The sequence below is a fragment of the Vibrio sp. 10N.222.51.C5 genome (genome assembly GCF_041474575.1).
Lineage (GTDB): Bacteria > Pseudomonadota > Gammaproteobacteria > Enterobacterales > Vibrionaceae > Vibrio > Vibrio crassostreae_C.
Genome location: NZ_JBFRUJ010000010.1, coordinates 1 through 18,015 on the forward strand (window position 1 = coordinate 1; position 18,015 = coordinate 18,015).

Consider the following 18,015-nt stretch of genomic DNA (forward strand, 5'->3'; position numbering starts at 1 on the left):
AAGCCGCGATGAACCTAAAAATAGCCCTGAACATTTGTTCGGGGCTTTTTTATGCTTGCAACTATTTTACCGGTGAAGGCTTGATAGATTGAGGAAAAAATAAAGGCTTACCCGAAGGTAAGCCTTTATTCGAACTTGAACTGATTGAAAAAAATGACTATTTGTCTGAAAGCTTTGCTTCTAGTTCAGCCAGTTTTTGTTCCATTTCAGTGAGCTTCTGGCGAGTGCGAAGCAGTACTTGTGTTTGAACATCAAACTCTTCACGGCTCACAACGTCTAGCTTGTTGAGTTGGCCTTGGATAACTTGGCGAACTTTTTGGTCTACGTCTGAACCTAGCTCTTTTACTGGTTGAGGCATAGAATCGTGGATCTGCTTAGCAATTTGCTCTAGTTTTTTTGGATCAAACATATCAATTAAAACTCCTGAATATTTATCACTATTCTATTTAATCACATCAAAGATGTCGCCTATGGCGTACAAAAAAAGGCCACCGAAGTAGCCTTTTTATTGTTAATACGACAGGGAAATTACTTATTGTTAGCTAATTCTCTGTGCGCCGCTTTTGCTTCATCAACACGGGCCAGCTTCTCGAGATCTTTATCTTCGAGGAAAACTGGAATTGGTTTATGTTTTTCGGCTAAGTAGCTATAAATAACCGGCAGAACAAACAGCGTAAACAGCGTACCAATCGCCAGACCAGCAACGATAACAATACCGATACTAAAGCGCTGAGCTGCACCTGCACCCGTGGCGTACATCAATGGGATCAGGCCTGCAATCATCGCCGCTGTTGTCATTAGGATTGGACGTAGACGTACCCTTGCCGCCTCCATAACCGCCTCTTTGCGTGATAATTTATTATGCAGCTGCTCTTCTTTTGCTACCTCACAGATCAAGATACCGTGCTTGGTAATCAGACCAACCAAGGTAATCAGCCCCACTTGCGAGTAGATGTTCATCGTCGCTGCGCCCCAAGCGAGCGCAATCAATGCACCACATATTGCGAGTGGCACCGACACCATGATAACCAATGGATCTTTTAACGACTCAAATTGAATCGCCAGAACCAAGAAGATGATCGCCAGTGCTAAACCGAACGTCACATACAGTGCGCTGCCTTCTGTTACAAACTGACGCGACTCACCCATGTAGTCATGGTTATAGCCTGCAGGTAATTTGGTTTGGGCAATGTTTTCAAACCAGTTTACCGCATCACCCATCGCCGCGCCCGGCATAGGAACCGCACCGACCGTCGCTGAGTTCAACTGGTTGAAGTGAGGAAGAGAGCGAGGCTCTGCCACCACATCAATTGTTACCAAGCTACCGAGAGGAACAGCATCACCATTGCTGGCTCGAACGTAGTAATGATTCATTGACTCTGGGTTTAAGCGGAACTTACGCTCAACCTGAGGGATCACTTCATAAGAACGACCGTTGAGGTCAATACGGTTAACGTAACCATCCGACATCATGGTGCTTAGGGTGACACCGATATCTTGCATCGTTACCCCATAAGCGCCCGCCATATCTTTATCAATTTGAATCTTCATCGTTGCTGAATCGTAGTTCAAATCAAGGTCAGAGTAGACAAAGAGAGGGCTATCTTTCACATCCGTTAAAATATCGGTTGCGATAGCGAATAAGCTCTCAAAGCTGCTTGGTGTGGTAATCACAAACTGGAGTGGTAGACCAGAACCGGCACCCGGCAACTCTGGCATTTGGAACGCGGTTACTGCCATGCCTGGGATATCTTGTAGCAATCCACTGATACGGTTCGTTACCTCAGATTGGCTAGCCGTGCGCTCACTCCATGGCACCATTGAGGCAATACCAAATGCTTGGTTTGAGTTTGGTACACCAGTGAAGGATTGAGCGTATTGGATTTCAGGCTGGGTCACCAAGATACCGCTCACGTCATCCATCGTGTTACTTAGGTAGTCTAGGTTAGCCGTTGATTGACCAGTACCAATCATCATCACCACCCCTTTATCTTCTGCAGGGGCAAGTTCACTTGGGATGAATTTAAACAGCATCGGCAAGCTTAAAAATACAATGACCGCAAAGCCAATGATAACCGGACGATGATCCATGATCGCATGCAGCATCTTAGAGTAACGGCCTGTCATACGATCAAGTACGCTGTGTACCTTCAGTTCAAACTTACTCGGCTGTGCATTTTCTTTTAGCAGCTTTGAACACATCATTGGAGACAGTGTTAAAGCGATGATTCCAGAAACAAATACCGCGCCAGCGAGGGTTAATGCGAACTCTTTAAACAGCGAGCCTGTGATACCACCCATCATTGCGATAGGGGCATAAACCGCGCCCAATGTCAGTGTCATTGCAATAACCGGTACTGCAATTTCACGGGTACCAATGATGGCAGCCCTGAAAGGAGATTCCCCCAATTTGACGTGTCGATCGACGTTTTCCAGTACTACGATTGCATCATCAACCACTAGACCGATTGCTAATACCATCGCCAGTAGCGTCATTAAGTTCCATGAGAAACCCATGACTTGCATCACCATCGCAACACCAACCAGCGATAAAGGGATGGTTACGATAGGAATGATAACCGCACGCAATGAGCCTAAGAATAGCGTGATAACCACTAATACAATCAGCGCGGCTTCAACAATCGTGTGTATAACCTCTTGAATGGATTCATTAATCGCAATGGTTGAGTCATACATGATATTCATGCTGATATTGCTTGGTAGGTTTCGCTCCAACTCAGGATACAGCTGCATAACATCAGCAGCAATGTTGATCGGGTTAGCACTTGGCGCTGCATTGATGGCGGTTACAACCGTTTGTTTGCCATTAGCACTTGCGCGAACCACATCGTGGCTTTTTTCTAGTGAAACCTTAGCAATATCACCTAAGCGAACAATAGAACCGCCATCTTGACTGGTTTTGACCACCAACCTTTCTAATTCATCGGTATTGGTTACTTGGGTATTGGCACTGCCGTTGTACAGCATAAACTCACCAATTGCTTGGCCAGTTGCTGATTGGTAGTTGTTTGCATTAAGCACCGTCATCACGTCAGTGGCTGTCAGGTTTAATGCTGCCATTTTGGAAGGATCAAGCCATACACGTAATGCGTATTTGATCCCGCCGTACAAGTCGACCTTTGATACGCCATTAACGGTAAACAGTTGTGGGTTAACCACTCGCTCAAGGTAGTCGGTAATTTGGCTTGCAGAGAGTTCATCACTGGTAAAACCAATGTAGAGTACCGCCGTTGTTGAACCGGTAGACATAGTTACGGTTGGATCTTCGGCTTCTTTAGGAAGCTGAGAACGTACCGAGTTAGTCTTGGCCAGTATGTCAGACAGCGCGGCATTCGGGTCGGTATTGAGCTTCATATTGACCGTAATAGTCGAGCTACCGAGTACGGACTGCGACGTCATATAATCAATATTATCGGCTTGAGCGATCGCTTGTTCTAATGGCTGAGTTATAAAGCCTTGGATCAGATCGGCACTGGCACCGTAATAGCTCGTCGTGACCGTCACGATCGTATTTGTCATGTCTGGGTATTCACGAACCTGCATTTTGAAGATTGCTTGGAAGCCAAGCAATGCGATCAAAAAGCTGATTGAAATAGCCAGAACTGGACGTTTAATAAAAACATCAGTAAAGCGCATGATTCCTCCAATTACAGCATTGGTGTTTCAGCTGGCGGCGTCGTTGCATCACTTTCTACAACTCGAACTTTAGCATTGTTACTTAAACGAACTTGACCCGTTGTCACGACAACATCGCCAGGCTCTACGCCTTCCAGTATGTGAGCAATACTTTCTGTACGTTCACCTACTTTCACCACTTGTTGTTTCACACGCTGCACACCATCTTCTTCACGTAAAATATAAACATTGTCACCGTAAAGTGTGAAAGTGATGGCCGTCTGAGGCAGTGTCACTTGGTTTGCTAGTTTAGGTAGAATGATGTTAGCGCGCGCAAACATACCGCTACGTAACTTACCATCGTTGTTTGGGATATCGGCTTGTACTTGGATAAGACCACTTTGGATGCTAACCGCAGGCTCAATGGCACTAATAGAACCTTTAAACGGTTTTTCTGGGTATGCATCAACGAAGATGTCGATCGCCTGACCAACCTCAATACGAGAGATGTCATTTTGAGAAATAGTGAAGCGTAGGCGCATAACACTGGTGTCTTCTAGGCGAACGATGTCAGTGCCAGATTGTAGGTATTGGCCTAGATACACATTACGAATACCGACAGTGCCGTCAAACGGAGCGCGGATCTCGCGACGGGCAATCGATGCTTTTAGGCTTTCAATATCAGCAGATAGAGAGTAGTAGTTTGCTTCTGCTTCATCGTATGCTTCTTTTGAAATAGAACCTTTCTTATACAGGCCTTGGTAGCGTTTGTATTTTGCTTTTGCCGCAGGCAGGCGAGCTTCAGAACTCTTTAGATTTGCCTTTTCTACGCCAGAATCAAGACGAACAAGAAGCTGGTCATTTTTAACATCAGTACCAGAACCAAAAGAGATTTGGTCAATAACACCGCTGGTTTCGTTCGCTAGCGTGACACCTTGGTTAGGTTCTATGAAGCCGATAGCTTCAATTACTGGAACCCAGTCGATCGGCTGAACTTCAGTAACCGTTACTGGAAACTCTGGTTCAGGGCGGTTGGCCATATACTCAGCAATTTTTTGTTGTTTGAACATGTTGAACCCAATAACGCTGCCGAAAAGAAGTACAGCGATGAGTAACATGAAGAAAGTCCACTTTTTCATTATGGTCAAAACTCCGATCTAGTGTTTAATTATTGCATCCCAACTGGCTTCTATTGCAGATTCTAGTTCTGCCTCGTCGAGTTGGTAAAATCCTAAAGAATGCTTTCGCGCTAGAGATACACTAGCCGCTAAGCTCAAGCCGCTTAATACTTCATTATCAAGTGGTTTAAACAGTCCTTGCTCTTTACCCTCATTAAATAGCAGCTCAACTTGGGCAAACATTTTACGTTCTAGTTCCCTGAAGTTTAGGCTATTTGTGATGGGCAGTGAGTCATATTGAACCCGATTTTTTATCGCGGCTAAGTTCGTTCCCGCTAAGTTCCATATGTTCAACCACATAGTACGGTAGCGTTGCTTAATTGGATCCGAATCATCAACCCCTTCTTGAACAGCATCTGCTACTCGTTGAGTCACGAGCACTCGAACATCATCTATCAAGTGGTCTTTATCGTCGAAGTAGCGGTAGATAGTGCCTGCAGCAACTCCCGCCTCTTTGGCTAATTTTTGCATTGAAAGGCCTTGAAAGCCGACCTCCGCAATGAGCTTTTCAGCGGCAGAAAGTATTTGTTGGCGTTTATCCTGAGGTGCATGAGTTGTCATTATTCCATCACCAGTGAATGAACGTTCATTCATTATAGCCCAAGAACCATACACATGTGCAACAAAGTTTTACACAAGTAGCGTAAAAATCTTGTATAAGAGAACGTAGCATTCGTGGTGTTGCAGCATTATTATAGGCGCGCAATTGAATTCGCTCCTCTAGACCAAATTGAGAATCAAATGAGACTGAACCCAAGACAAGATGAAGCCGTGAAGTATGTTTCTGGTCCCTGCTTAGTATTAGCGGGCGCTGGATCGGGTAAAACACGTGTTATCACCAACAAGATTGCTTACTTGGTTCAAGAGTGTGGCTACAAGGCTCGTAATATTGCAGCGGTAACCTTTACCAATAAAGCGGCACGCGAGATGAAAGAGCGTGTTGGGCAAACTCTAGGTAAGGGCGAATCGAAAGGGCTGATTGTTTCGACTTTTCATACCATGGGCTTAACCATCATTCGCCGTGAATACAAAGCGCTGGGTTTGAAAGCGGGTTTCTCTCTGTTTGATGACCAAGACCAGTTAGCTTTGTTAAAAGAGTTAACAGAGAGACAGATCGATGGTGATAAGGATTTGCTACGCGCTTTAATGAGCACCATTTCGAATTGGAAAAATGACATGCTGACGCCAGATCAGGCGAAAGCACGTGCTCAAGGCGAACAAGAGCAGTTGTTTGCATTCTGTTTTGAGATGTACCAGAAACAGATGAAGGCATACAACGCACTCGATTTTGATGATCTGATCGCGATGCCTGTATTACTACTGAAAACCAATCAAGAGGTGCGTGAGCGCTGGCAGTCGCGTATCCGCTATTTACTGGTCGATGAATACCAAGATACCAACACCAGCCAATATGAGTTGGTTCGTTTACTGGTGGGAGAGCGTGGTCGCTTGACAGTAGTAGGTGACGATGACCAATCTATCTATTCATGGCGTGGTGCAAAACCGCAAAACTTGGTGTTGCTGGGTGAGGACTATCCGAATCTTCGTTTGATCAAACTCGAGCAAAACTATCGCTCAACCAGCCGAATATTACGTGCGGCGAACATCTTGATCGCCAACAACCCACACGTTTATGAAAAGTCACTGTTCTCAGAGATCCCAGACGGTGAAAAGCTCAAGGTACTGAATGCTAAGAATGAAGAGCATGAAGCAGAGCGTATTACCGGCGAGATCATCGCCCACAAGTTTTTGAACCGTACTGAGTACAAAGATTACGCGGTGCTTTACCGTGGTAACCACCAATCGCGCTTAATTGAAAAAGCGCTGATGCAGAACCGCGTGCCCTACAAGATCTCTGGCGGAACCTCTTTCTTCGCTAGAGCCGAAATTAAAGACATCATGGCTTACCTACGAGTGTTGGTGAACCCTGATGATGACAACGCCTTCCTGCGTATTGTAAACACGCCTCGCCGTGAGATAGGCCCGGTTACGCTAGAAAAGCTAGGTAGCTATGCCAATATGCGTGGTAAGAGCTTGTTTGAGGCCAGCTTCGAGATGGGCTTAGAGCAGACACTGACGGGGCGTGGTTTAGAAAATTTGCGCCGCTTCGGTGACTGGATTGTTCGTATCTCAGACAATGCCGAGCGTGGTAATACGGTTGAAGCCGTTCGTTCTTTGGTTCGTGACATCAACTACGAAGATTGGTTGTACGAAACCTCAGCGAGCCCGAAAGCCGCTGAAATGCGAATGAAGAACGTCTCTGATCTGTATAGCTGGATTGTGGCCGATCTTGAGGGTGACAACTACGATAAAGAAGAGAAAACCCTGCGCGAGGTGGTTCAACGTTTAACGCTGCGCGATATGATGGAGCGTGGTGAGGATGATGACGATGCAGATCAAGTCCAATTAATGACATTGCATGCATCGAAAGGTCTAGAGTTCCCATATGTATTCCTGATGGGTGCAGAAGAGGGCATCTTGCCGCACCAAACCAGTGTCGATGAAGGCAACGTAGAAGAAGAACGTCGTCTTATGTATGTGGGGATTACTCGAGCGCAGAAAGAGCTGACTTTTACTAAGTGTCGTGAACGTCGTCAATATGGTGAATTAATAAAGCCAACACAAAGCCGCTTCCTCGATGAGCTGCCGCACGATGATGTGGAGTGGGAAAGCGTTAAGAAGCCTCAATCCGCTGAAGAAAGAATGGAAAAAGGGCAGGCGCACATTGCGAATATTCGAGCGATGTTCAACAAGAAGTAATGCCCTACTTTAATCGCACTATATAGAAGCCAATAAAAAAGGTGACCATGAGGTCACCTTTTCTGAATCTGGCATTTTTAATTACAGACCGGCAATCATGTGCTCGATAGCATCTTTGATTTCGTCGTCTGAACAATCCATACATGAACCTTTCGCTGGCATCGCATTGAAGCCGTTGATTGCGTGGTCAGCTAGAATGTCGCGACCTTGAGCAATGCGAGGACCCCAGTCACCAGCATCACCTGTTTTAGGTGCGCCACTTACGCCAGATGCGTGACAAGCGATACAAAAGGTACCGTAAACTGCTGCGCCATCACGAGGGCCTGTTGGTTCTGCGGCTACTGGCTCGCTGCCGACTAGGTAAACTTGGCCAACTGGTTTGATGCGTTCAGCAATTGCATCGTGCTCCGCTTCGCTTAGGCCTGCAGCCATTGCGCCAGTTGAAAAGGTTAAAACTGCGATGACAACGCTTAAAATTCGACGAGACATATCCATTAAACTCACTTTACATTCCCAAGGTAAGTACATGCTTACCAATTTATAGTGTTGGAAGGGTGTTTTGGCTTTAACCAGCAAAGAGCAACTGTTAAACCAATGTAAATAATGGGTGATTATATCCCGATAAGTTGTTGCAATAAACAACAACTTATAAGCTGTGGCGGGTTGTAGTACTCAAATAAGGGGTTTATCACATATTAACTGTCGAAAAAGAGACCAAACAGAAAAAAAAGTTAAAAAAGTACTAGACGGCATTGGGTGATATACGTATTATTCCACTCCGCCGACAGGGCATGCGCCTGTAGCTCAGCTGGATAGAGCGTTGGCCTCCGGAGCCAAAGGCCGAAGGTTCGAATCCTTTCAGGCGCGCCATCCGGTCTCTTACTTCGGTAAGTGAGAAATTGGCAAAAAGAAATAATGGTGGCTATAGCTCAGTTGGTAGAGCCCTGGATTGTGATTCCGGTGGTCGCGAGTTCGAATCTCGTTAGCCACCCCATTCTTTCTTTACAAAATATCGGTAGCTTCGGCTTCCAGTGTTGATTCATTATTCCCAAGAGTCGATACAAAACTAGTCGGTGAATAGCGCAGCTTGGTAGCGCATCTGGTTTGGGACCAGAGGGTCGGGGGTTCGAATCCCTCTTCACCGACCACTATTTCAATAATCGCTTTTAAGCGGTTATATAAAAAATTAGTGGTGGCTATAGCTCAGTTGGTAGAGCCCTGGATTGTGATTCCGGTGGTCGCGAGTTCGAATCTCGTTAGCCACCCCATTAATTTTGGTAGCTTCTTTGAAGTTCCCAGTTTGAGAAATCAAACGAAACGTCTCGGTGAATAGCGCAGCTTGGTAGCGCATCTGGTTTGGGACCAGAGGGTCGGGGGTTCGAATCCCTCTTCACCGACCACCTTAAGAAGCCCTAGTCGAAAGACTAGGGCTTTTTTACATCTGAAATTTAGATAACTTGAACAGAGTGGGGGTTCACCTGATGTTCAAAGAATGCCTCTTCACCGATCACTTAAGAAGCCTCAGTCGAAAGATTGGGGCTTTTTTACATCTGTCGTTTTAGTTTTTATCGATTTTGAATGTTGAGATCTTACCTGCTTCGGCACCTTGTCTGGTGTCGCCTCTGTCTCCCCCCTTCTTATATAAGAAAGATTCCTAACGATCTGCTTGATAATGGTGCTGCTACAGAGTTGCTTTCTTTATCAAATGTACAGTTCTATATCTAATTTTATATAAATGGAGTGCTCAATAATTCGACATATTAATGGGTTTGGTCTAAAGACTTTTATGAAAAGTGAAACCTGACCCTAAATTTGCTCACTAAGGCCTGAATTTGACAGCTTTGTACGCATTTGGTCGTTCAAAAACTCCTCTGATTTATTAGGCCTTTCGTTTGTCTGTTTTGTATTTACCAAAATAATACAGATGGTTAAATGTATGGCTAATTAACGTTTATCTGGTTGTTTTATTTGTTCAAATTAACAAAATTAGCGTTTGTTTCTATAGTGTTAATTGTTTTTTGGAATAATTATTTGTTTTTAGTGACTGGTAGTGAGATCTGCTTTGAAGCACGGCTTTAACTCTACAAGTAAGTAGTGGTAAGGAGTTTGTGAGTATTTCTTGCCGATAATATAATGTTGATTTTTCTTACTATATGCTCTTTTGGTGAATAGTTATGTGGCACTTTTGCTTGCTAAGCGTTTAATGTCGACTTTTTATCCTATTTTTGTTGCTTTTCTGTGAATTATTTGCCAAATTGTCAACCGTATAAAATATCAGAACAATATTCTGGTAAGAATGGATTCAATTTTGCAGACAGGGCAGAAAGCTGCCAAAGCAGTAGAGGTCTGGTAATGTCACTTTTAGAAGTAAAAAATCTTCGTATCGAATACCCATCTCGTCATGGAGTTCACGCCGCAGTTAAATCACTTTCGTTCAACATTGAACGTGGTGAGATTGTTGGTGTTGTAGGCGAGTCTGGTGCAGGTAAATCAACAGTAGGTAATGCTGTAATCGATTTGCTGAGCCCTCCTGGCCGCATTGCTAGCGGCGAGGTATTTCTGGATGGCGAAAAAGTCTCTGGTTTATCTCCTGAACAGATGCGTTCTGTTCGCGGCTCAAAGATTGGTTTTATCTTCCAAGACCCAATGACTTCTCTTAACCCTCTATTCACAGTAGAACAGCAGTTAAAAGAGACGATTCATGCCAACATGAAGGTTTCGGATCAAGAAGCCTACCAGCGCTCATTAGACTTAATGAACCAAGTGGGTATCCCACAACCAGAAAACCGTTTAAAGCAGTACCCACACCAATTCTCAGGCGGTATGCGTCAGCGTGTGGTTATCGCGATCGCATTGGCAGGTGAACCTGATCTAATCATCGCAGATGAACCAACAACGGCACTTGATGTTTCTATCCAAGACCAGATCTTGGGTTTGATTCGCGACCTATGTATCAAGAAGAACGTAGGTTGTATGTTGGTCACGCACGACATGGGTGTGGTATCTAACGTTACTGATCGCGTAGCCGTGATGTATCGTGGTGATTTGGTTGAGTTTGGTCCGACGGCGAAAGTCCTTGGTACTCCTGAACACCCATACACACACAGTCTTATCTCTGCGGTTCCTCGTTCAGATCGTAAACTCGATCGCTTCCCTCTTGTTAGCTACATCGAAGAAGCACAAGAGATGGAACCTCTAGATGTGAAAAACCACTGGTTAGGTCAAAGCCAAGATCACCGTGATTACACTGGTCCATTGTTGAATGTTGAGAACGTAAACTTGCGCTTCACCACCAAAGATTCTTTCTTTGAGAGCCGTCGTGAGTACGTTCAAGCATCCAACAACGTGAGCTTTGAAGTACATGAAGGTGAGACGTTTGGTTTAGTAGGTGAATCAGGCTCAGGTAAATCAACGATTGCTCGTGTGATTGCTGGCTTGTACGCACCCAACTCAGGCAAGGTAACGTTTGAAGGCGTTGACCTGACTGGGCTTAAATCTGAAAAAGAACGTCGCCCTATGCGTCGCCAAATGCAGATGGTTTTCCAAAACCCTTACACATCAATGAACCCTCGAATGAAGATATTCGACATCATTGCTGAACCTATCCGATTCCATAAGCTTACTCGCAACGAAAATGAAACTCGTCAGATCGTGAACGACCTGCTAGAGCACGTGGGTTTAGGCAAAATGGCTGGGGTGAAGTACCCACACGAATTCTCAGGTGGTCAACGTCAGCGTATTTCTATCGCTCGCGCTTTGGCGACTCGCCCACGTCTTTTGATTTGTGATGAACCAACATCGGCACTGGACGTGTCGGTACAGGCTCAGATTCTTAACCTACTAAAAGACTTACAAGACGAGCTAAACCTAACCATGCTGTTCATCAGTCACGATTTACCGGTTATTCGCCAAATGTGTGATCGTGTTGGTGTGATGCAAATGGGAGAGCTATTGGAAGTTGCGCCAACCGAGCAGCTATTCCAATCGCCTCAGCATGAATACAGCAAACACCTAATTTCTTTAATGCCTGAATTTACAGGTTTAAGAGAAGAAAAAGCAGTGGCACAAGCCGCGGTATAAAAATCAGCAGGCTGGAGTTTAGCTTGCTAAAAACAATAAACAGACGCAAATACAACAACTAGGGATCTGGATTCCCGCATGAAGGAGTTATGCAATGAAAACCATGAAAAGCAAATTAGCAGTAGCTTTAATGGCAGCTGGCCTAAGCTTTAGTGCAGCAGCAGCAGATATTACCGTTGGCTACGCAGCTGACCCAGTATCACTTGACCCGCACGAGCAGCTGTCTGGTGGCACACTGCAAATGTCTCACATGGTGTTTGACCCTCTAGTACGTTTCACTCAAGAGATGGATTTTGAAGGCCGCCTAGCATCTAGCTGGGAGCGTGTTGATGAAACGACTTTCCGCTTCAACCTACGTAAAGGTGTGAAATTCCACTCTGGTAACGAATTGACTGCTGATGATGTTGTGTGGACTTTTGAACGTCTACAAGCTTCTCCAGACTTTAAGTCTATCTTCACGCCATACGAAAAAATGGTAAAAGTGGATGACTACACAGTTGAGCTAGTATCAAAAGCGGCTTACCCACTAGTACTACAAACAGCAACTTACATCTTCCCAATGGACAGCAAGTTCTACTCTGGCCAAACAGCGGAAGGTAAAGACAAGTCTGAGCTAGTTAAGCACGGTAACTCGTTTGCTTCGACTAACGTTTCAGGTACTGGTCCATTTATCGTAACGCAGCGTGAGCAAGGCGTTAAAGTAACGTTCGAGCGTTTCAACGATTACTGGGACACAGAAACTGAAGGCAACGTAGACAAGCTAACACTTGTGCCAATCAAAGAAGACGCGACACGTGTTGCAGCACTTCTTTCTGGCGACGTTGATATGATTCACCCAGTAGCACCAAACGATCACAAGCGTGTTAAAAACGCTAAGAACATCGATCTAGTGACGCTACCTGGTACTCGTATCATCACGTTCCAAATGAACCAAAACAGCAACGAAGCACTTAAAGATGTTCGCGTTCGTCAGGCGATTGTTCACGCAATCAACAACGAAGGTATCGTTAAGAAGATCATGAAAGGCTTCGCAACAGCAGCTGGTCAGCAAAGCCCAACAGGCTACGCGGGTCACAACGAAGACCTAGTTCCTCGTTACGATCTGAAAAAAGCGAAAGAGCTGATGAAAGAAGCTGGCTACGAAGATGGCTTTACACTAACTATGGCAGCGCCTAACAACCGTTACGTGAACGATGCGAAAGTAGCGCAAGCGTCTGCGGCAATGCTGTCTAAGATTGGTATCAAAGTTGATCTTAAGACGATGCCTAAAGCACAGTACTGGCCTGAGTTTGACCTATGTTCAGCAGACATGATGATGATCGGCTGGCACTCAGATACAGAAGATTCAGCTAACTTCAACGAGTTCCTAACGATGACTCGTAACGAAGAGACTGGCCGTGGTCAATACAACTGTTCTGGTTACTCAAACCCAGAAATGGATGCGATTGTAGAAGCTTCTAACACTGAAACTGACCCTGTTAAGCGTTCTAAGATGCTGAAAGGCGTTGAAGCAACACTTTACAACGATGCAGTATTCGTACCTCTACACTGGCAAAGTGAAGCGTGGGGCGCGAAATCTAACGTAGGTGCAGCAGACGTAGTAAACCCAATGGTTATGCCTTACTTCGGCGACCTAGTTGTAAAATAATCTAGCTTGCTAGAATCGAGAGCCTGAAGCTTTCAGGCTCTCAATATTATTAAGATATAGATTTAAGTTTCGGTATTTGGTCTTCCTTCAGTCTGGCTAAATACCTTTTTTAAGACTGAATTTTTTGTTGTCTAGTCGCGGATTTCGATTAGACAGTCATGGATAGATAAGGGGCAAGGAATGGTTACGTTTCTGGTCAAGCGCCTGTTTCAGGCACTGATAGTGATGTTTGTGATCAGTTTGGTGGCGTTTGCCATTCAGGATAACCTGGGCGACCCGTTACGTGAGTTAGTCGGTCAATCTGTTTCAGAGTCGGAGCGTCAAGCGCTACGTGATGAACTCGGCTTAAATGATCCCTTCGTTACAAAATACTCTCGCTTTATAGGCGCAGCCCTACAAGGTGATCTTGGTACTTCATATTTCTTTAAACGCCCTGCTGTGGACGTAATTCTAGATAAACTGGTCGCGACACTGGAGCTTGTGTTCGGTGCTTCTCTGATCATTGTTTGTCTGTCGATTCCATTAGGCGTTTATTCTGCAATACACCCAAAAAGTTTCTTCACTAAGCTTGTGATGGCCGGTAGTAGTATCGGTATCTCTGTGCCTGTTTTCTTAACTGCAATCATGCTGATGTATGTGTTCTCTATCGAGCTAGGTTGGCTGCCGTCGTTTGGACGTGGTGAGACCGCAAACTGGTTTGGTTGGGAGTCTGGCTTCTTAACACTAGATGGCCTTGCACACATAGTGCTGCCGAGTATTGCTCTAGCATCTATCATGCTGCCTCTGTTCATTCGTCTAGTACGCTCTGAAATGCTAGAGGTTCTTAGCTCTGAATATATCAAGTTTGGTAAAGCAAAAGGCCTAGCGCTGAACAAGATTTACTACCAACACGCTTTGAAGAACACAATGCTGCCAGTACTAACGGTAGGCGGTGTTCAAATCGGTACTATGGTGGCTTACACCATTCTTACTGAAACTGTATTCCAGTGGCCGGGTACCGGCTTCCTATTCCTTGAAGCGATTAACCGAGTGGATACACCACTGATTACCGCATACGTTATCTTCGTTGGCCTGATCTTCGTAGTAACTAACACCATTGTTGACCTGCTATACGGCATCATTAACCCAACAGTGAACATCACAGGGAAAGGAGCATAATCATGGAACAAACAACAACAGCTCCATCTCGTTGGGAGCGATTCAAGCAGTCAGACATTCTGTACTACTTCTTACGTGACAAAGTGGCAATGGTGAGCTTCGCTATCTTTGCAGCTTTCCTTGTTATGGCATTAGCGGCACCTATTCTAGCGCCAACAGACCCGTATGACGTGACGTCTATCGACATCATGGATTCTGAGTTGCCACCATCTTGGATGGAAGACGGCGAAGAACGCTTCCTACTGGGTACTGATGAGCAGGGTCGTGACATCTTATCTACGATGCTTTACGGCTCGCGTCTGTCATTGACGATCGGTTTCCTAGCGGTAGGTCTTCAGCTGACTCTCGGTATCATCATTGGCTTGTCTGCAGGTTACTTCGGTGGTCGTATTGATAGCTTCCTGATGCGTTTTGCCGATGTTCAGCTTTCGTTCTCAACCATGATGGTTGCGATCATTGTCTCGGCCATCTTCAAGGCGAGTTTCGGTAGTGACTTCTACGCGCAATATGCGGTTGTTATGCTGGTGGTGATCATCGGTATTGCTGAATGGCCGCAGTATGCTCGTACGATTCGTGCATCGGTATTGGCAGAGAAGAAGAAAGAGTACGTAGAAGCGGCACGTGTGATGGGCTTTAGAGCGCCTCGCATCATGTTCCGCCATATTCTGCCTAACTGTTTATCACCGATTTTGGTTATCTCTACGGTACAGGTGGCAAATGCCATCATGTCAGAAGCGGCACTTTCTTTCCTCGGTTTAGGTCTTCCGGTAGACCAACCGTCACTCGGTGCCCTGATCAGTACTGGTTTTAACTACATTTTCTCAGGAGCATGGTGGATCACAGCATTCCCAGGTGTGCTTTTGGTAACATTGGTTCTCGTTATTAACCTATTAGGCGACTGGTTACGTGACGTGTTTAACCCGAAAATTTATAAAGGGTGATAGCCCGGTTTGATTTTTAGTAAAAAAAGTCACTAAATTAAGAGCCGTAAGCAATTACGGCTCTTTTTTTGCTTAATGGATCTGGAACTTAGTATTATTGACAGTGTCAATAATAGTTAAAATGGAATTCATGTTTTATCGATATAGATTCGGTAATAATTAGCCCGCAAGGGTTTAAGTGGTGGTTATGAAATTGACAATGAATGCTGTATGTCGTGCTGTGACGAGAAATTATCGTATGGGACTTATCGCTGCATCTCTTTTGGTATCGAGCCAAGTGAATGCAGAGTCGGTTCTATGTGATGCAACTCAGGCAAGCACCAACCAATTACCACAGCTAGAGCAATCATGTCCGATCGGTAAGGGCGTGTGGGGCAGTAAAGCACCTAAACGTCATTCAGATAACGAACTGTTTTGGGTTCAATGTGGCCTGCTGAACAAGCCTCTGTCACTGAGCAGAGCAAAGCCTCTGTATGAGAAGATCTCGACCAACGTGTGGATGAAGCCAGAAGGCGGAGACTACCGTTGCTTAATCGGACCTTATTCTACCTTCTCTGATGCGAGAAAAGACCTAGCTCAGGTGCGTAAGGTTTCTGGTTACGGTGAAGCCTTTATTCGTATGGTCGATAAGTCGAAAACCTCATCACAGCCTATTGTGGCAAAACCAGCAGAGCCAAAAGCGGTGACGCACAAGGCTCCTGCAAAAGTAGAAGCTAAGCCTGCACCGAAACCTGTGGCTACTAAGCAAGTGGCGGCGGTAGCGAGCGCTGCAGCAATTCAGACGCTACCAAGCGGTAACGTGAGTTCAGACAATGATCTAGAGATCGAGATTCGCGTGAAAGCAGACGTTGCGGGTAGCCAATATGCGATTCCTTACCTTCTAGATCATCAACAACAGTTCTACATGGAGCAAGGTAAGCCTTGGAGCCGTCTAGATTACGATAGCGCTGAATTGGTGTGTAATCAGGTCAACATGAAGCTGATGAGTGAGAAGCAATGGCAAAGCATCTTGAGCTCAAAGGTTATGGAAAAACAGAACTGGCCAATGCATCTCCCTTATTGGGGCGCAGATAAGAAAGGTCTGTTTACCAACGGTAACGTCAACCAGTTGAAAGGTTCTTCATTGCTTAATGTGATGTGCGTTAAGTAACGACGATCGTTGTTATACTAAATAAGCCTCAGCCATTGCTGGGGCTTTGATGTTTATACACCCTTCTTTTTCAACATCGGTTCGACTTTTAGACACTCGTTCTTCAAGACGAATTTGATTAAAAATCGCTAAAAATTGTTCAAATAGTACGGTTGATGCGTAGAAAACCATAACTCAAGCAATAAGGTGATTGAGATTATGAGTTTAAAAAAACGATTAGAAGACGTGGCTCCACGCTTTGAAGCCGGTGGTAAGTACGAAAAGCTCTACCCAGTGTATGAAGCTTTCGCGACAATATTCTATACACCCGGAAACGTAAACCGCGGCATAACCCATGTTCGTGACAGCATTGACCTAAAGCGCATTATGATTTTGGTGTGGTTGGCGACCTTCCCGGCAATGTTCTGGGGAATGTATAACGTCGGACACCAAAGCGTTCTCGCACTCACATCCAGTTATCAATTAAATGAACTTGCCTCGGTTATCGAGAGTAGCTGGCGTCTGTCGTGGGCATTTGGTGATGCGCAGTCATTGATGGCAAGTGGCTGGGCAAGTCAGATGTTGCTTGGTGCACTCTATTTCCTACCCGTTTATGCCACGGTGTTTGTGGTAGGTGGCTTCTGGGAGGTTTTATTTGCCGTTGTACGAAAACATGAGGTGAATGAAGGTTTCTTTGTTAGCTCGGTACTATTCGCACTCATTCTTCCGCCAACCATCCCGCTTTGGCAAGCCGCTTTAGGTATCACCTTTGGTATCGTTGTCGCCAAAGAGCTGTTCGGTGGTACAGGACGAAACTTCTTGAACCCAGCCCTTGCAGGCCGCGCGTTTCTCTATTTCGCCTATCCAGCCAACATGTCGGGTGGGCTTGTGTGGGTTGCCGCTGACGGCTATTCAGGCGCGACACCGCTGAGTCAATGGTATGAAGGCGGCAGCACGTCACTCATCAATAACATGACTGGCGAGGCGATCACCTGGATGGATGCCTTTATCGGTAATATTCCAGGTTCGATGGGTGAGGTGTCGTCACTGCTGATCATGCTGACGGGGTTGATTTTGATTGTGATGAAGATAGCGTCTTGGCGCATTGTCGCCGGTGTGATTGTCGGCCTTGTCGTGACGTCGAGTTTACTGAACTGGATAGGGTCGGATACTAACTCGATGTTTTCGATGCCGTTCTACTGGCACTTTGTGTTGGGTGGTGTTGCCTTTGGTACCTTCTTCATGGCAACAGACCCTGTATCTGCCGCGTTTACCAATCAGAGTAAATGGGCCTATGGGATTTTGATCGGCGTGATGACGGTCGGTATTCGAGTGCTTAATCCAGCCTACCCAGAGGGCATTATGCTGGCTATCTTATTCGCCAACCTGTTCGCTCCGCTATTCGACTTTGTAGTGAAAGAGCAGAACATTAAACGAAGACTTAAACGGACATCGCGCTAATCTAGGTGATTAAAAGTGAAAGTG

The 18,015-nt window shown here is 45.4% G+C and carries 12 protein-coding genes and 5 tRNA genes; 12 read left to right on the plus strand and 5 right to left on the minus strand.

Annotation, left to right across the window (positions count from 1 at the left end):
• Nucleotides 1–157: 157 nt before the first annotated feature.
• The 4 genes from ubiK to AB4558_RS03245 all read right to left on the minus strand — a co-directional run bounded on the left by ubiK (nucleotide 158) and on the right by AB4558_RS03245 (nucleotide 5,375).
• A complete protein-coding gene (gene ubiK / locus AB4558_RS03230; RefSeq protein WP_017061964.1) occupies nucleotides 158–409 on the minus strand; it encodes a ubiquinone biosynthesis accessory factor UbiK in 252 nt (83 codons plus the stop codon).
• 119 nt (nucleotides 410–528) lie between these two features.
• Complete coding sequence (locus tag AB4558_RS03235; protein ID WP_372074899.1) at nucleotides 529–3,657, minus strand: multidrug efflux RND transporter permease subunit; 3,129 nt, start codon at nucleotides 3,655–3,657, stop codon at nucleotides 529–531.
• 11 nt (nucleotides 3,658–3,668) lie between these two features.
• The gene (locus AB4558_RS03240) at nucleotides 3,669–4,775 is read right to left on the minus strand and encodes an efflux RND transporter periplasmic adaptor subunit (protein WP_102428492.1); all 1,107 of its coding nucleotides are present in this window, start codon (nucleotides 4,773–4,775) and stop codon (nucleotides 3,669–3,671) included.
• Between the two features lie 18 nt (nucleotides 4,776–4,793).
• Nucleotides 4,794–5,375 carry a TetR/AcrR family transcriptional regulator gene (locus AB4558_RS03245; protein WP_198137852.1) on the minus strand — a complete coding sequence of 194 codons (582 nt, stop codon included), beginning with the start codon at nucleotides 5,373–5,375 and terminating at the stop codon, nucleotides 4,794–4,796.
• Nucleotides 5,376–5,555: 180 nt separating this feature from the next.
• On the opposite strand from AB4558_RS03245, the gene rep reads away from it, so the two are divergent.
• Nucleotides 5,556–7,574 (plus strand): DNA helicase Rep, encoded by a 2,019-nt coding sequence (gene rep, locus AB4558_RS03250; RefSeq protein WP_372074900.1) that lies wholly within the window; start codon nucleotides 5,556–5,558, stop codon nucleotides 7,572–7,574.
• Between the two features lie 81 nt (nucleotides 7,575–7,655).
• Here the strand turns inward: rep and AB4558_RS03255 are convergent, their stop codons facing one another.
• The gene (locus AB4558_RS03255) at nucleotides 7,656–8,069 is read right to left on the minus strand and encodes a cytochrome c5 family protein (protein WP_017063036.1); all 414 of its coding nucleotides are present in this window, start codon (nucleotides 8,067–8,069) and stop codon (nucleotides 7,656–7,658) included.
• Nucleotides 8,070–8,367: 298 nt separating this feature from the next.
• Here AB4558_RS03255 and AB4558_RS03260 point away from each other — a divergent pair.
• From AB4558_RS03260 to AB4558_RS03310, 11 genes are all read left to right on the plus strand, one after another.
• A tRNA-Arg gene (locus tag AB4558_RS03260) sits at nucleotides 8,368–8,444 on the plus strand.
• Between the two features lie 48 nt (nucleotides 8,445–8,492).
• Nucleotides 8,493–8,568, plus strand: a tRNA-His gene (locus AB4558_RS03265).
• A 77-nt stretch (nucleotides 8,569–8,645) separates the two neighbouring features.
• A tRNA-Pro gene (locus AB4558_RS03270) sits at nucleotides 8,646–8,722 on the plus strand.
• A gap of 44 nt (nucleotides 8,723–8,766) precedes the next feature.
• A tRNA-His gene (locus AB4558_RS03275) sits at nucleotides 8,767–8,842 on the plus strand.
• A gap of 55 nt (nucleotides 8,843–8,897) precedes the next feature.
• Nucleotides 8,898–8,974: transfer RNA gene (locus tag AB4558_RS03280), tRNA-Pro, on the plus strand.
• 952 nt (nucleotides 8,975–9,926) lie between these two features.
• Complete coding sequence (locus tag AB4558_RS03285) at nucleotides 9,927–11,654, plus strand: ABC transporter ATP-binding protein (RefSeq protein ID WP_086774448.1); 1,728 nt, start codon at nucleotides 9,927–9,929, stop codon at nucleotides 11,652–11,654.
• A gap of 94 nt (nucleotides 11,655–11,748) precedes the next feature.
• The gene (locus tag AB4558_RS03290) at nucleotides 11,749–13,302 is read left to right on the plus strand and encodes an ABC transporter substrate-binding protein (RefSeq protein WP_372074897.1); all 1,554 of its coding nucleotides are present in this window, start codon (nucleotides 11,749–11,751) and stop codon (nucleotides 13,300–13,302) included.
• A gap of 180 nt (nucleotides 13,303–13,482) precedes the next feature.
• Nucleotides 13,483–14,460: an ABC transporter permease gene (locus AB4558_RS03295; protein WP_372157969.1), complete on the plus strand. Its 978-nt coding sequence runs from the start codon at nucleotides 13,483–13,485 to the stop codon at nucleotides 14,458–14,460.
• 2 nt (nucleotides 14,461–14,462) lie between these two features.
• Nucleotides 14,463–15,401, plus strand: coding sequence for an ABC transporter permease (locus AB4558_RS03300; RefSeq protein ID WP_017060135.1), 939 nt, complete (start codon nucleotides 14,463–14,465; stop codon nucleotides 15,399–15,401).
• A 187-nt stretch (nucleotides 15,402–15,588) separates the two neighbouring features.
• The gene (locus AB4558_RS03305; protein WP_372157972.1) at nucleotides 15,589–16,551 is read left to right on the plus strand and encodes an SPOR domain-containing protein; all 963 of its coding nucleotides are present in this window, start codon (nucleotides 15,589–15,591) and stop codon (nucleotides 16,549–16,551) included.
• A 198-nt stretch (nucleotides 16,552–16,749) separates the two neighbouring features.
• Nucleotides 16,750–17,991 (plus strand): NADH:ubiquinone reductase (Na(+)-transporting) subunit B, encoded by a 1,242-nt coding sequence (locus AB4558_RS03310; RefSeq protein ID WP_102332573.1) that lies wholly within the window; start codon nucleotides 16,750–16,752, stop codon nucleotides 17,989–17,991.
• Nucleotides 17,992–18,015 lie beyond the last annotated feature (24 nt).